Annotated in this window: 13 protein-coding genes and 1 other annotated feature; of the genes, 5 read left to right on the top strand and 8 right to left on the bottom strand. The window is 31.1% G+C overall.

Annotation, left to right across the window (positions count from 1 at the left end; all coding sequences use genetic code 11):
- Positions 1–194: 194 nt before the first annotated feature.
- The gene (locus BN1075_RS10480) at positions 195–779 is read left to right on the top strand and encodes an AAA family ATPase (RefSeq protein ID WP_040193098.1); all 585 of its coding nucleotides are present in this window, start codon (positions 195–197) and stop codon (positions 777–779) included.
- Between the two features lie 62 nt (positions 780–841).
- Here BN1075_RS10480 and trpS read toward each other — a convergent pair whose 3' ends face one another.
- Positions 842–1,843 (bottom strand): tryptophan--tRNA ligase, encoded by a 1,002-nt coding sequence (trpS, locus tag BN1075_RS10485; RefSeq protein ID WP_040193099.1) that lies wholly within the window; start codon positions 1,841–1,843, stop codon positions 842–844.
- Between the two features lie 56 nt (positions 1,844–1,899).
- Positions 1,900–2,129 (bottom strand) — a binding site (T-box leader).
- 186 nt (positions 2,130–2,315) lie between these two features.
- Here trpS and BN1075_RS10490 point away from each other — a divergent pair.
- Positions 2,316–2,540, top strand: a complete 225-nt coding sequence (locus BN1075_RS10490; protein ID WP_040193100.1) for a hypothetical protein — start codon at positions 2,316–2,318, stop codon at positions 2,538–2,540.
- 70 nt (positions 2,541–2,610) lie between these two features.
- Here BN1075_RS10490 and BN1075_RS10495 read toward each other — a convergent pair whose 3' ends face one another.
- A complete protein-coding gene (locus tag BN1075_RS10495; protein ID WP_040193102.1) occupies positions 2,611–3,912 on the bottom strand; it encodes a M18 family aminopeptidase in 1,302 nt (433 codons plus the stop codon).
- 260 nt (positions 3,913–4,172) lie between these two features.
- Between BN1075_RS10495 and BN1075_RS10500 the strand changes: the two genes are divergently transcribed.
- A complete protein-coding gene (locus BN1075_RS10500) occupies positions 4,173–5,351 on the top strand; it encodes a cation diffusion facilitator family transporter (RefSeq protein WP_040193103.1) in 1,179 nt (392 codons plus the stop codon).
- Between the two features lie 150 nt (positions 5,352–5,501).
- Complete coding sequence (locus tag BN1075_RS10505) at positions 5,502–6,602, top strand: PRK06851 family protein (protein ID WP_040193104.1); 1,101 nt, start codon at positions 5,502–5,504, stop codon at positions 6,600–6,602.
- Positions 6,603–6,680: 78 nt separating this feature from the next.
- Here BN1075_RS10505 and BN1075_RS10510 read toward each other — a convergent pair whose 3' ends face one another.
- The 5 genes from BN1075_RS10510 to lepB all read right to left on the bottom strand — a co-directional run bounded on the left by BN1075_RS10510 (position 6,681) and on the right by lepB (position 13,333).
- Positions 6,681–8,807 carry a HelD family protein gene (locus BN1075_RS10510; protein ID WP_040193105.1) on the bottom strand — a complete coding sequence of 709 codons (2,127 nt, stop codon included), beginning with the start codon at positions 8,805–8,807 and terminating at the stop codon, positions 6,681–6,683.
- A gap of 164 nt (positions 8,808–8,971) precedes the next feature.
- Positions 8,972–10,102 (bottom strand): dipeptide epimerase, encoded by a 1,131-nt coding sequence (locus BN1075_RS10515; protein ID WP_235777783.1) that lies wholly within the window; start codon positions 10,100–10,102, stop codon positions 8,972–8,974.
- A 134-nt stretch (positions 10,103–10,236) separates the two neighbouring features.
- Positions 10,237–10,614, bottom strand: a complete 378-nt coding sequence (locus tag BN1075_RS10520) for a PqqD family peptide modification chaperone (protein WP_040193107.1) — start codon at positions 10,612–10,614, stop codon at positions 10,237–10,239.
- Positions 10,615–10,686: 72 nt separating this feature from the next.
- On the bottom strand, positions 10,687–12,606 hold the full coding sequence (locus BN1075_RS10525; protein ID WP_040193108.1) for an OPT family oligopeptide transporter: 1,920 nt from the start codon (positions 12,604–12,606) through the stop codon (positions 10,687–10,689).
- Positions 12,607–12,826: 220 nt separating this feature from the next.
- Positions 12,827–13,333 carry a signal peptidase I gene (lepB, locus tag BN1075_RS10530; RefSeq protein ID WP_328286191.1) on the bottom strand — a complete coding sequence of 169 codons (507 nt, stop codon included), beginning with the start codon at positions 13,331–13,333 and terminating at the stop codon, positions 12,827–12,829.
- 268 nt (positions 13,334–13,601) lie between these two features.
- On the opposite strand from lepB, the gene BN1075_RS20780 reads away from it, so the two are divergent.
- The gene (locus BN1075_RS20780; RefSeq protein WP_052406503.1) at positions 13,602–14,333 is read left to right on the top strand and encodes a pirin family protein; all 732 of its coding nucleotides are present in this window, start codon (positions 13,602–13,604) and stop codon (positions 14,331–14,333) included.
- Positions 14,334–14,396: 63 nt separating this feature from the next.
- On the opposite strand, the gene BN1075_RS10540 is transcribed toward BN1075_RS20780, so the two are convergent.
- The gene (locus tag BN1075_RS10540) at positions 14,397–15,506 is read right to left on the bottom strand and encodes a DHHW family protein (RefSeq protein ID WP_040193111.1); all 1,110 of its coding nucleotides are present in this window, start codon (positions 15,504–15,506) and stop codon (positions 14,397–14,399) included.
- Positions 15,507–15,510: the final 4 nt, after the last annotated feature.

The raw sequence follows: 15,510 nt of genomic DNA on the forward strand, positions 1-15,510 counted from the left end.
TACACCTTTTCTTGCATAAATCAAATCACTAAAATTATACTATATTTTTTAAAAAACTTCATCATAATTTGACAATTTTCCATACAATCTTATGAAAACCTACAGTAATGTATGTGTTTTTATAGGGATTATTATTGAAAAATCTACTCCCTATTGTTATAATAATATTCTATTAGAATATGGAGGCTATAATTATGACTGTTAGAGTAGCTATTTTAGGTGGCCCACGTTGTGGTAAAACCACCCTTATGCAACAACTTTATGTAGATATGAAAATTGCTGGACTTAATGTTGGATGTGCAGCTGAGTACAGCACAGATTATTTAAGAGAAAAAGGTATGATTGAGACAATTTCAGAGCAATATGGAATTTACCTTGGTCAATTCAAATTAGAGGCAGAGCTTTCAGTTTTTGATTACGCTTTAACTGACTATGCAACTTTTGTACCTTATATTTACGCAAGATTTATGCTTGGAGACAAAACTCGTACTAACAAAGAAATTGAAATCCTTAAAGATTTATATGGTCTTGCGATTAAAGATATCCAAAACTATGATCATATTTTCTATGTTGGTAGAGAATTTGGATATGAAAAAGATGGAGTTAGATGGCAGGATGAAGATATTGCAATAGCAGTAGATAACGCAATCTTATCTTTCTTAAAAACAGAAGCTATTTCTTATACAACCCTAACAGGTTCAACTAAAGAAAGAGCAAAACAAGTTCTTGATATACTAAACATCAAAGCTGAATTAAAAGACGATACTGAGTCTAAATAATCATATATAAAAGCCCCAATATAAGCTTTTCACCTTAGTGAAATTTTATATTGGGGCTTTTATTAGTACTGAACTAAACCTATTTTCTTCTGCATTTTCCTTAAAGTTTTTGTTGCAATGTAGTTAGCTTTTTCAGCTCCCGCTTTATATATTTCTTCTAACTGCTTTTTATCACTCAATAATCCCTTAACTTTTTCTTGTATAGGTTCTAATTCTTCAACTATTGCCTCTGCCACATCTTTTTTAAATTGCGCATACCCTTGACCTTCATACTTAGCTTCAATTTCTTCCATTGTCATTCCTGTTATAGTACTTAATATAGTCATAAGATTTTTAACTCCCGGCTGGTCATCACTAAATCTTACTTCACCAATACTATCAGTAACAGCTCTAGAAACTTTTCTTCTTATTACTTCTGGTGGATCTAAGATTAAGATATATCCATTTGGATTTTCTTCTGACTTAGACATTTTCTTAGTTGGATTTTGTAAATCCATAATCTTCGCACCAGCTTTTCCTATATAAGCATTAGGCACTGTAAATGTTGGACTGTAAGCTCTATTAAATCTTTCAGCTATATTTCTAGCTAATTCTAAATGCTGTACCTGGTCAACTCCTACTGGAACTAAATCAGCTTGATATAAAAGAACATCCCCTGCCATTAAAACTGGATAGTTGAAAAGACCTGCACTTATGCTGTCCCCTTCTTTATTCTTTGATTTATCCTTGTATTGAGTCATTCTGCCAAGCTCTCCCATGTAGCTGTTGCAAGTTAAAAGCCATGAAGCCTCACAGTGAGCTGGTACATGTGATTGAATAAACATAGTATTCTTCTCTGGGTCAACCCCTGCAGCAATATAAATAGCTAAAACCTCTAAACTTCTTTTTCTAAGCTCTGCTGGTACTTGCCTTACTGTTATTGCATGTAAATCTGCAATAAAGAAATAACAGTCATACTCATCTTGAAGCTTAACCCAGTTCTTTATAGCTCCTAAATAATTTCCTAAAGTTAAATCGCCAGAAGGCTTTATTCCACTAACAATTACTTTTTTCTTTTCATCCATAATTAATTCTCCCTTCATTTCATCAATATAATAAAAAAAGCTCTATGGAAATAATTCCATAGGGCATAAATTACGCGGTACCACCTATCTTGAAAGCTTAGCTTTCATCTCCTTAAGATACATTCATATCCTAGCTCTGTAACGTGAGCTAACGTGCTAAGCTACTTAAAATTCACCCAGCATCTCAGCGACCCATTCATATTAAGCATAATTATGATAATCCCACCAGCTATCACTCTCTTTAAATCTGTTTTTAATACTACTTACTTCGCTTCAACGATTTTTTAATATTTTTTATTATTATAATTCTTATAATAACTTATGTCAATAGTTCTTTCTCTGTGATAAAGCAATTCAAATCTTTTAATATTTTTTATTTATATAGTATTTATTTGTTTATATAGCACAAACTAAATCCATTGATAGCATATTTTATATTTAAATATATACCCAATTAAAGGAGGTAAGTTTTATGGATAATAAAAACAATAAAACTAATACTAAATCTAAACAATATGGACCAAACGAAAGAGATTTTTTAGAAGCTAGTGAAGCCCCTGTTAAATCTTACTCCCTTGAAGATTACGTTCTTCTACCAAACCATGTTGTTGATCCAATCGTTGCAAATAATATTTCTAATGCTGAATTTGACTACACCTATAATGAAGATTCAGATATTCTCGATACTAAAAAATAACATAAAATTGATACATAAAATCACTCCAATAAAAATACAGCTTGAATTTTATCAAGCTGTATCTTTTTTATTATAAACTAAAGAATTTCACGAAGGACTTAGTTACATAAGTATGATCTGCAACACCAGCTAATTCTCTAATTGAGTGCATCGCTAAAGTTGGATTTCCAATATCAACAGAACGTATATTTAAGTGAGTTGAAGAAATAGGTCCTATAGTTGACCCTCCTCTAACATCTGAACGATTAACAAACTTCTGTACTGGAACACCAGCTTCTTTACAAATCAGTTCATATACTGCTGATGAATCAGAATCACTAGTGTATGCACAGTTTGCGTTTATTTTTATAACAGGACCAGCATTTATTATCGGTCTGTTAGTTGGGTCTGCCTTCTCTGGGCTGTTAGGATGAACTGCATGAGCATTATCTCCTGAAACAATAAATGATTTTCCTAAAGCTCTAAAGAAATCTTCTCTGCCCTTTCCTAAACATAGAACAATTCTTTCTAATACATTTGCAAGCATATCAGAATCTGCCCCCTGCTTTGTAGAGCTTCCTACTTCCTCATTATCAAAGCAAACCATCACGTTAACACCTGAAGTAACTGGAGCTTGTATAAGAGCTTCTATTCCTGCATGAACCATTTGTAAGTCATCTAATCTTCCTGCTGATATAAACTCATCATTTAAACCAACGATAGAACCTTTTTCAAACTCATATAGGAATAAATCAAAATCTATAATTTCTTCTCTTGCTACTTCTAACTCTTTAGCCACTGCATTTAAAAGAGCATTTCCTTTTTCTAATTTTTCAGTCACCATTGCAAGTAGTGGCAGCGTATCCTTTTGAGGGTTTAATTCACAGCCTGAATTTGCCTCTCTATTCATATGTATAGCAAGGCTCGGTATTATTAATATAGGCTTTTTAATATTAACTAATTTTGATACAGGATAAAGTGGATTTTCTCCTTTTACAACAACTCTTCCTGCTACAGATAATGGTCTGTCCATCCATGTGCTTCTGATTAGTCCGCCATATACCTCAGTATTAAGCTTCACATAATTATTTTCAGAGATCATTTCAGAATTTGGTTTTATCCTGAAAGTTGGTGAATCAGTATGAGCTCCTACAATCTTAAAACCATTTTCCTCTACTTCACCATTTCCTACTGTAAATGCAATTAATGCTGAATCATTTTTCGTTGTATAATACTTACCGCCTTTTTCTAGGCTCCATTTATCAGCTTCCTTCACCTCAACAAACCCATTGTCTTCAAGTGTTGATTTTACATTTGCTACTGCATGAAATGCTGTAGGGCTATCATATAAAAAATCAATCAGCTGCTGTGCATATTTTAATTCTTCCTTCATTTTATTTCCTCCTTTAACCAAATACATTACCATTAGTATACCAAATTTTCATTCAACTTTCCTTTAAAATCTTATAATCTTTAATTTATATTAAAATATAGTTCATACTAATAAATGAAACTACACATCTTTGATTTGGTCAGTGAAACTTTCACATCATGCATTATTGATTTGGCTTTCATAACTTTTTTTGTTATAATTTACTTTTAAGGTAGTAATTTATACTATCCTTATAATTTTAATTTAGGCAGGTGTATTAATTGATTTCAGAATTTCTAATTAGAAAATTTATAAAGAACAGCAATGATACTAGAAGTAAAAAGGTTCGTTCTGATTATGGATACCTTGGTGGTATTGTAGGTATTGTTGTAAACATATTTTTATTTTTAATTAAGCTTTCTGTTGGTTTGTTCGTCAACAGTATTGCCGTTATAGCAGATGCAGTAAATAACCTATCTGATGTTGGAGCTTCTATGGTTACTATATTTGGCTTTAAACTTTCAAGTAAACCAGCTGACAAAGAGCATCCCTTTGGACATGGTAGAATTGAATATATCTCAGGTCTTATTGTGGCATTTTTAGTTTTAATGGTTGGATTTGAGTTTATCAGAACTTCTATTGACAGAATTAAAAACCCTGTTCCTGTACAATTTGCATGGGTTCCCTTCATACTATTGTTAGTTTCTATTTTATTCAAAGTATGGTTAAGCAAATTTTATAAAACTGTTGGAGATAAAATAAATTCTTCTGCTTTAAAAGCTTCTTCAGTAGATTCTCTAAGCGATGTTGTTTCCTCTTCTACAGTAGTGATCTCATTACTTATTTCAAAATTCACCACTCTTCCTATCGATGGTTATATAGGAGTTATTGTGTCTTTAGTTATTCTTTATGCTGGATATAACCTTATAAAAGATACTCTTGATCCATTACTTGGAGTTGCTCCTGATGAGGAATTAGTTAAAGATATCCATAAAATGCTTTTAGCTTATGAACATATCGATGGAACTCATGATTTAATGGTGCATAACTATGGACCTGGAAGAATAATAGCTTCAATTCACGCAGAAATACCTGAAGACATTTCTGTGGTAAAAGCTCATGAAGTTGTTGATAGAGCTGAAAAAGAAATATCTGCAGAGCTTGATATTCATCTTTTAATTCACATGGATCCAGTTACTACAAAAGATGAAGAAATACTAAGTGCTAAAGACGAATTAATGACTGTATTGGATAAGTTTTCTTTTATCAATTCCTTCCATGACTTCAGAGTAGTTGGTGAAGGAGATTACAAAAATCTTATTTTTGATGTAGTAGTTAATCATGACTTTGTTATCACTAAGGAATCTCAGCTAAAGCTGCAGCAACAAATCAATATGGAGCTTAAAAAAATCCAGCCAAATCATAATGCTATCGTAACTGTCGATCCATCTTATTACTAAACACGTCTTAACAAATAGAGCTATAATCCCAAAACATCTATGTCTACAAAGATATAGATGTTTTTTTCTTATAAAATCACTGTTCTTTACTCTACATATTTTAAATTCTTGCATAGTATAATATGTAAACAAATATTGGAGGATTAATATATGACTGGAAAAGCTACTCACTACTTTTTAGGTGGTAATACAGGCCAAGGCTTCTATTCTCATTTTAACTACATTATCTCCCAGAAAAAGGCTACAAGAATTATCTGTTTAAAAGGAGGTCCTGGTACTGGTAAGTCTTCTTTAATGAAAAAAATCGGAAAAGTTTACTTAGATAAAGGCTTTGATGTTGAATTCCATCACTGTTCTTCTGACAGTGATTCTTTAGATGGAATTTTAATAAAGAAATTAAATGTTGCACTTCTTGATGGAACAGCTCCTCATATGATAGATCCAATAAATCCTGGCGCTGTTGATGATATTGTAAACATGGGAGTATGCCTAAAGGAAGAAAATTTCAAGTCCTTAAAACAAGATGTTTTAAAAGTAAATGGTGAAATAGGAAATACCTTTAGGCGAGCTTATAGATTCTTTGGAGCCGCAAAATCAATCTACGAAGATTGGTATACCTTCAACAATAATGCTCTTGATATTTATAAAGTTAACCTTCTTAAAGAAGAACTTAAAACAACAATTCTTCCCGACGCTTTAAGTGAGCCTGGCGAAGCAAGGCACCTCTTTGCCACTGCCTTTACTCCTAAGGGGATTGTTACTTATATTCCTACTATAATAAAAGACTTTTCTAAAGTTTATGTATTGAAGGGAGGTCCTGGTACAGGAAAAACATCTATTCTTCAATATATAGCAGATGAATCAGTTAAACGTGGTTTTAATGTTGAAATACTTCATACTCCTCTTTGCCCACAAAACATTGAACATCTAATTATCCCTGAGTTAAACACAGCTATTCTAACTAGTAATGAGATTAACAAAATGAGCTTTGAAGGTGAAGGAATTATATATGACCTGGAAGATTATCTTGATAAAGATTCCATTGGATATAATTTATCTTCAATTATGGATGTTAGAGCTATATTCTATATTCTCCTTCAAAAAGGATTAGACTGTATAAAATGTGCAAAATCACTTCATGATGATCTTGAAGGATTCTATGCACCTAACATGGACTTCACAAAAGCCGATGAAATTTATGAAGAAGTTTTGAATAAAATAGAAGGATATGAAAAAGATTTAACAGTCTAAAATGAAAATGCCACTACACTTAACAGTATAAGTCTACTTAGCTTAAAACTGTTAAGTGTAGTGGCATATGTTTTATGTTTATTTACTTTTTTTAATTACCTTTAATTTATGAAGAGCTCTCGTACACATAATGTACATTAAGTTATCTTTAAAGTTATGATTTATTTCTTCATCAATTATTATAGCTCCATCAAATTCAAGTCCTTTTGCGTAGTATGAAGGCATTACCATAACTCCTTCATTTAGATGAACGTTTTCCTTCTCAATGAGCCTTGCAGAAACCTCACTCTCCATTAGCTTAAACCACTTGCTTGCAGAAGTTAAATCCTTGGATATAACCGCAATGTTTTCTAAACCCTCTTTTTTGAAATTCTGCACTGCCTCAATGACAGCTGCTTTAACTTCATTATCTCCAGCCACTTCAACTTCTTCCACCGGTTCACCAGTTCTCACCATAGGAACTATAGACACATCATTTAAATATTTATTGCTATACTCCATTATTTCTTTCGTTGAACGATAACTCTTATTAAGCTTAAAAATTTCAACCTGTTCATCTTTAAATATCGCTGGTAATTCTTGAAGAGAAGATGCCCCATCTTTAGGGAGAATTTGTTGATTACTGTCACCTACAATGGTCATAGATTTAGTATTAGTTAAATCCTTTAACACTTCAAATTGTAAGGTCGAATAATCCTGAGCTTCATCAATAACAAGGTGCTTAATTTCCCTAGTTATTTTTAATCCCATAAGTTTTATTTTTAAATATAGGATTCCAACTAAATCATCTTCAGTATAGTCTTTGTGTCCATTAAACTTCTCATAAATTTCCTCAATAGGCTTTTCATTAAGATAATTAAGGTTAACTTTTATGTCCATTACATATTTTATAAGCTCTCTTATCTTTATTCTTCTTTCAAAATCTAAATGATTTAATTGAAGCAATAATTCCTCTTGAGTATAAGAAGCTTTCTTTTCTTTGTACCAACTCTCTATTTCTCTAAAAGCTTCATCCCTGGCATCCTTAATTTTCGCAAATAAAATTCTCTTTATTTTTTTTGCTCTTCTAAATAGAGGTAAATTAATCAATTCTTCTTGAAGCATTTTATCTATTTCTTCTTTAGAAACTAAAACCTTATCTTTAAATACCACATCTTTAATAGGGTATCCATTAATACTAAGTTCATTTATCAAGTTATCCAAGTCTTCTTTAAACTTTAGACTTCTTTTATACTTAATTGTTTCCTCTAGTTTTTTATCTCCACTAAGAATTCTTTCCATTACAGCTTTAACATCAATAGCATCGTCTACTTCTATCATATCAAGGGCTAAATCTAAAAATGTAGTTTGGTATACTCCCGTTTCTCCTAAGGTTGGAAGAACATTAGATATATAGTCTATGAAGATTCTGTTAGGCCCTAAAATTAATACCTTATTCTCAATTAATTTTCTGTAATTATAAATTAAGTAGGCAACTCTATGTAGGGCAATAGTTGTTTTTCCACTTCCTGCAACTCCATCAACCACGACAATTTTATTTTTATCCTGTCTTATAATATCGTCCTGTTCCTTTTGAATTGTCATAATGATATCTTTAAGTTTATCAGAAGAGTTTTTACTTAAAACCATCTGAAGCATATCATCTTTAATTTCTATATTAGAGTTAAATAAACCTTCTAATTTGCCTTTTTTAATTATATACTGCACTCTTCCAAGAATTGATACATCTACTTCTCCGTTAGGTGACATATAGTGGCCTTCATCCCCTGTACCATTATAAAATAAAGCAGCTATTGGCGCTCTCCAGTCAACCACAAGGGGTTCAAATGTTTCCTCTAAAGTTACACCAAATCTTCCGATATAAATATCTTCAATTCCATAATCCTCTTCTCTAAAGGTTATTCTTCCAAAATATGGGGACGGTTTTAAGATAGTTAATTCCTTAAGCTTTTTATCTGTACTTCTAAAGCTCTCTTCTTTGATATAGTTTTCATGGTCGAAGTACTCTATTACTTTATCTTCGTCATCCTTATACTCTTCTAGAATATTTTTTCTGTATTCTAATATAGTATTTGTAATGTATTGTCTTCTTTCAACACATTTTAATATTTCAGCATTAATTATTTCAATTACTTCTTTTAGCTTTTCTTCCTCAAGGCCAAATTGTAATTGTTTTTCTATTTCACTCTTAATTCCATCTGTCATAAAATCACCCTCCTTAAGTGAGCCTCCAAATCTTTGATTTGGCTAAGGCGAACTTACTCCTTCGAATTCATATAAGAAGGAGCTTCCTTTATATTATTTTTCTATATAATAAGAAACACAGACATTAAGCATTATGCCCTCTGTCTGCAATTTCAACATCCTCATTATAATATTTCTTCCCAACCTCGTATTTCTTTTATACCAAGGCCTGGCTCTTCTGGCAGCATAATTCTATTTCCTTCAAAGGTCACGCCTCCAACGATTGGATCGTCGGCAAAATATATAATTGTATCAAGATCAGCAATTATCATATTTCCCTTTGAAGCTGCAAAGCTTGCTGCAGCTGTTATTCCAATTTTGCTTTCAAGCATACATCCAACCATACAACGAATTCCCATGGTATCTGCCATGTTATATATTTTGGTTGCATTTTGTATGCCGCCGCACTTCATTAGCTTAATATTAATTAAATCACAGGCTCTATCCTGTATAACCCTAAAAGCTTCTGGTGAACCAAATACTGATTCATCAGCCACAATCATGGTATCAACATTATCCTTAATAAATCTTAGCCCTTGAACATCCCACGCTTTTACTGGCTGTTCAACAAACTCTATATCTAAATCTAATTGTTCCATCTTTTTAATTAATCTGACTGCTTCCTTAGGTGTCCAACCTTGATTACCATCAACTCTAATCTTTACCCCCTTAGGAATTGCACGTCTGATAAACTTAACTTTTTCAAAATCTGAATCAATATTATTTCCAAGCTTTATTTTAATATGAGTATATCCTTCTCTTGTAGCTTCATAAGCAGCATTAACCATATTCTCCATCTTAGCATCATCCATAATTGTCATATCAGTAACAATACTGGAATTAAATCCGCCCAAAAGTTTATATAAAGGTACTCCAAGATGTTTACTCCAAAGATCATAGATAGCTATTTCAACAGCTGCTTTGGCACTATTATTTCCTCTTATACATTCATCCATAACCTTTAAAACGTATTGGAAGCATGTAAGGTCTAACCCTTTAATATTTTCCGCAATATGCTTTATAGCTCCGACAATTGAACTTTCCGTTTCACCGGTAACTCTAGGAGCAGGAGCTGCACTTCCGATTCCTAAAATGCCATTTGAAGTATAAATTTTCACAACAACTTCATTAGAAAAATTATAAACTCCATGCTTAGTTTTAAATGGTTTTTTCAGAGGAACCGTAATTCTTCCTACTTTAATATCCTCAATAATCATATTCTTACCTCTACTATTGAAAATTTGCTTTCTATACATTTATTATTAAAATAACCACAAATATGCTAAATCAACTACAAATATTATCAAAAAATTTTTAAATGATTATTTAAATAGAAAATATTAGCTTGGTTCAAATAATTATTATACACTATAGAGTAAATCAGTCAAGATTATTGAGACTTTATACTCTTAAATTTTATCCAATTCTTTTTTAAGATATACCTTATGAAATGTACCAATCTTTCAATGGCTACTTCTTTTGAATCTCCACACATCTCAGCCATTTTTACAGCAATTTCATATATGTTTTTTTCACCATCAATCAAAAGCCATGCATGCGAACATCTTTCATCTAATTCTATATCACTTATATTGCTTTTCTTAACAAGCCAGCGTGCAAATTTTTCTACAAGTTTATTATGTTCAAAATATAGAGTGACTATATTGTTATCACTTACCTTATAATTTTCGTGTATTATCACTGGGACATACATTAGAAAATTGCTTTCTTCATTGATATTCCCTTTTGAGTTATTATTTTTTTTCATTTAAACCACCTATGAATTAGTTAAGAGCCTTAACGGCTCTTAACATTATTATTTATTATTTCCAAATTAATTTTATTTATCTTCCTTACAAGAAATTGTATAAATAAGTATTCCAAGTGCTACGAAAATAATTGTTGCGAATATGGGACTCTGCGTTATGCTTGGAAGTATTTTTGTTCCAAAGGCAACATCTAATCCAAAAGTAGCAAAGCCAGCAACTACAATACCCATTAAAGCATCTCCTGCTACTAACCCTGATGAAATTAGAATACCTTTTTCAACTTTAGCCTTCATCATATTTTCATCATTTTTAAACTTTCTCTCTACTAAAGTTCTCATTATACCACCAAATAGTATTCCCGCACTTAAATGTATTGGTAAATACAACCCAAGAGCAACCGGAAGTACTGGAAGCCCAGATAATTCTGCAAATACAGCAATTGAAACACCTATAAATACTAATACCCATGGTAATTCACCAGTCATTACCCCTTCAATAACCATAGACATTAATGTTGCTTGTGGTGCTGGAACTGATTCGGAACCTATTCCATAAGTATTGTTAAGCATTAATAATACTGCTCCAGCTACAACAGCTCCAAATACCAACCCTAAGTACATTCCTATTTGGACCTGCTTTGGTGAACCACCAATAATAAAGGTAGTTTTTAAACTTTGTGCTGTTCCACCTGCAACTGCAATTGCTACACAGATTACTCCAGCCACAAGAACAGCCGTTACCATACCCTTTTGACCTATGTTGCCAGTTAATTTCAAAACTGCTGTAACAAATAGAAGCGTTGCAATTGTCATTCCTGATACCGGATTGTTTGATGCTCCGATTATCCCAACCATCCTTGCTGAAACAACTGCAAAGAAGAAAGAAAATATAACAATCATTAATGAACCAATGAAACCAGCATTAACCTGTGGTAATATCCATGATAAAATAAACACTAAAATTGCTGCTCCAATAACCCATGTAATTGGTGGCTCTTCATTAATCCTTGTTACTTTTTCACCAGACTTTTTACCTAAACCTGCCATAGCAGATTTAAAAGATTTAATAATTGTTGGCGCTGATTTACCTAAAGATATAAATCCTCCAGCTGCAACTGCTCCAGCTCCTATATATCTTATGTATTGGCTCCATATATCTGAAGCTCCCATCTCAGAAATTAATTGTGTTGATGGGAATAATGGTTCCGTAAGGCCTGTCCCTATGTATTTTATAAGTGGTATTAAACCAAGCCACGCAACAACTGCTCCACCAAACATATATAATGAAGCTTCTGTTCCTACTATAAATCCAACTCCTAAAAGTGAAGCTAAGGTATCTATCCCAAATACCGCACCTTGATAAGATTTCATAACCCATTCTGGTCTTTCACTCCAAAGAGCAAATCCTCCAGAAGCAAGTTTATATCCTCCACCAATTCCTAGTCCTAAAAGAACTGTTTTGAACCCACTTCCGCCTTCACTTCCGTTTACTAGAACTTCAGCTGCAGCCATAGATTCTGGATAAACTAAATGTCCATGCTCCTCAACAATTAAAAACTTTCTTAGAGGTGTAACAAAAAATATTCCTACAAGTCCTCCTAATAAAGTTACAACTACAATAGTTGAGATTTTTAATTCTAATCCCCATAATATAATTGCTGGCAGGATATATATTATTCCTCCTGCTATAGATTCTCCAACTGCTGCTATAGACGCAACCATATTGGCTTCTAATATATTATTTCTTTTAAATAGACCTTTTAATAATCCTGTAGCCAATATTGCTCCAGGAATACCTGCTGCAATTGTAAGTCCAACCTTTAATCCAAGATAAGTATTAGCTGCAGCAAATATCATTGCAAATACTGCTCCCATAATTATTGAATAAATGCTTAATTCCGGCATAGCTTGAGATGTTGGTATAAAAGGTATATATTCTTCTCCATTTATTCCACCATAGGCGCTATGCGATAATTTTCTTCTTTCGTCCATGGTACTTTCCTCCTATGTATAAAATGTATAAATATAAATCCATTTAATTCTAACATATTTCGACATTTTTAAAATACTTTTTAATTTATTTGTTATTTTCAGTAAATTTTATATTTAATCTCAGAGATTTTAACTTTTATCTTCGTTGTAAATACTATCTATTTTCCACATAAAAAAGCATTAAAGAAAAGTAATTTCACTTGTCTTTAATGCTTAACATTTATTTTAATTTACCAAATCTATTAAAGGGAAAAATTACAAATTTAGCTTCACCCTTAATATCTTCAAAGTTGATATATGGATTGCTCCAATATCTTGCATCAATAGAATCTCCTCGATTGTCCCCTAAGAATAAATAGCAGTCTTCTGGTATAACAAATAATCCCTGTTTATCACTTGGATTTTTAACATACTCCTCAACTAAATATTCTCCATTTATATAAACACTTCCATCGGCTTGAATTTCAACTGTCTCGCCTGGCAATCCTACGACTCTTTTTATTAAATCCTTATCAACTTCTTCAGAATGAAAAACTAAAATGTCACCTCTTTTAATTGAAGATTCTCTATATGTTCTTAATGTAAAAATTTTATCTCCTGGTTTTATTGTCGGATACATTGATCCAGTTGGCACTCCCACATTAAAGAATATAAACTTATTTATCAAAACGGCTAATACAACTGCAATAATAACTGGTGCAGCCCATTCTTTTAAAAATTTTACCACTTTTACGCCCCCTAAATTCATGCTTTGAATATACTATATTAATATTACCATATTTTATTTAAAAATTACCATATTATCATATAATATTTTTACTTAGTATGAATTACAAAGAAACTAAACATTTATATAATCAGTGCAAAACATACCTACTATTTAATTGCGAAAACTGCAGATACTAATATTAAATAAAGGTTGCTTTATTTAATTATAATGAATTATATTAAAATTTCTTTGTGTTTTACGCAAATATTTATAAGGAGGTAATATTTTGAATAATAGAAGGATTAATGCATCTGATATGGATGAAGATTTATCATATATAAAAACTACTTATAATTTGTCACCCTCTATTAAAGAAAATGGTAAAAAAAGCTGTATAAAATCAATAAAAAATATTACCTTAGTTCCTCGCTCTGGAACGCATAATAACTTTAAATTAAAAGAAGAAGTTATTATATATATAATTAGCGGTTCTCTTCAGTATTCTGATAATATAGGAAATACCAAAGAATTAACCCGAGGAAATATAGTTTATATAAATGCCGGACAAGGTATAACCTATGAAATTTTCAATAACGGCTGTGATTTAGTTGATTTTATAGAGATTAATACAGAGCCTTATATGTCTACCGATGCTAAAGTTAAGTCTCAAATTGAATATTATACACCTAAAGTATTATATTCTATAGACGAAAATATTCCCGAAAATCAATGGAAATATAGAATAAGTTCCAAAAATGGACTTGCCCCTATAAGATCCTATTGTGATATCAATGTTTATTCCTTAAGCTTAAATTCTGGCGAAATTACAGATTTCAAAGTGAATAGACATCGTCAAGCCTACTTACTTCAAGGCTTTGGTGGAAGCATATTTAAAGGATATAATACTAAAGAAGAACTTACTTTAGTGGGTGCCGATGGATTAAAAATAAATGATGAGGTATTTGAACTAAAAAGTGATATTAATAGTAATTTCTTGTTTATTGAAACCTTTAATTAATAATTAAAATGAATATTAAATGAAACCTTTAAAGTTCCTTTTAATATTCATTTTTTATAAAGATTAAAATTTAAATTTAATCAAGTTTGTATCCTTTGAAAAATTCATAAAGTTATATAAAACTAATATATTATTAAATTTTTCTTCACTAATATAATTAGATAATTGTGGCATAAAAGCTCTTAAATCTATAACATGAATTTCTTCAAAGTTTTGTGTTAAAAATGGTACCATTGAATTTGCAAAGGAATCTTTAATTACAAGTAACTTCTTACCATTATTTAAGTCTCTATTTTTTATTATTGTTAATGGATTATTCCCTCTTAAAAAAATAGAGTATTTATCTCTCGCATTTAAATATGAAAAATCATAAAGACTATCATAAGTTTCTGCTCCTATTTTCATCTCAATATTAGAAATATCATAATATGTTAATACATCAGGTTCCAATTTAAAAGGCTTTGCCTTAGAAAAGAATGTACCATAAAAGTTATCAACATTATTTTCTTTAAGTTCATTTAAATTTATTGGCTTCTCACCTATTTCTTCAATATAATCTTTATAAGCTAAATAAGCACCATTTATATTCCAATGATGATCAGTTTTATAGTAAAGCTGATTTTCTTTATTTTCTTGAAACAACTTTACTATATTGAGTTTTCTTCCACCATCAAGTTCATTATATATAAACTTTATTTCTTCCTCTTGATTTATAAGTGGTGCTTCTTCTGGAAGCATTTCTTTATAAACTTCATAGGAACTAGGAACAATCATTACAGATACATCACTACCCAGTTCTTCAGCATTTTTTATAAAAATATTTAATGCATTTATATTGGTTATAACTCTATCCGTATCTAAAGCATCAAACTTATCAAAAAGATAGTTATTCTTCCCATAAATAACTCCATTATTTTCAATCTTACCAAGAACATACTCACTTCTTGATTTAAGATCTATCCATAAATCCCTTCCAATAAACTGGTCATTTATATATTCTTCATATTTCTTTGAAAATGAACCATTAATCGCTCCTTCAACTGTAAATTTCACCTTTGAAGCCAGCTTTCTATTTTCTAATTCTGAATATATTTTTTCTGGATTAATAAGGTCAAAAATAGTTAATAAAAATAACAATACTATAAATGCATATAATAAAGGGTACTTCTTCATAATC

It is taken from the genome of Clostridium culturomicium (assembly GCF_000821305.1).
Taxonomy (GTDB): Bacteria; Bacillota; Clostridia; order Clostridiales; family Clostridiaceae; genus Clostridium_J; species Clostridium_J culturomicium.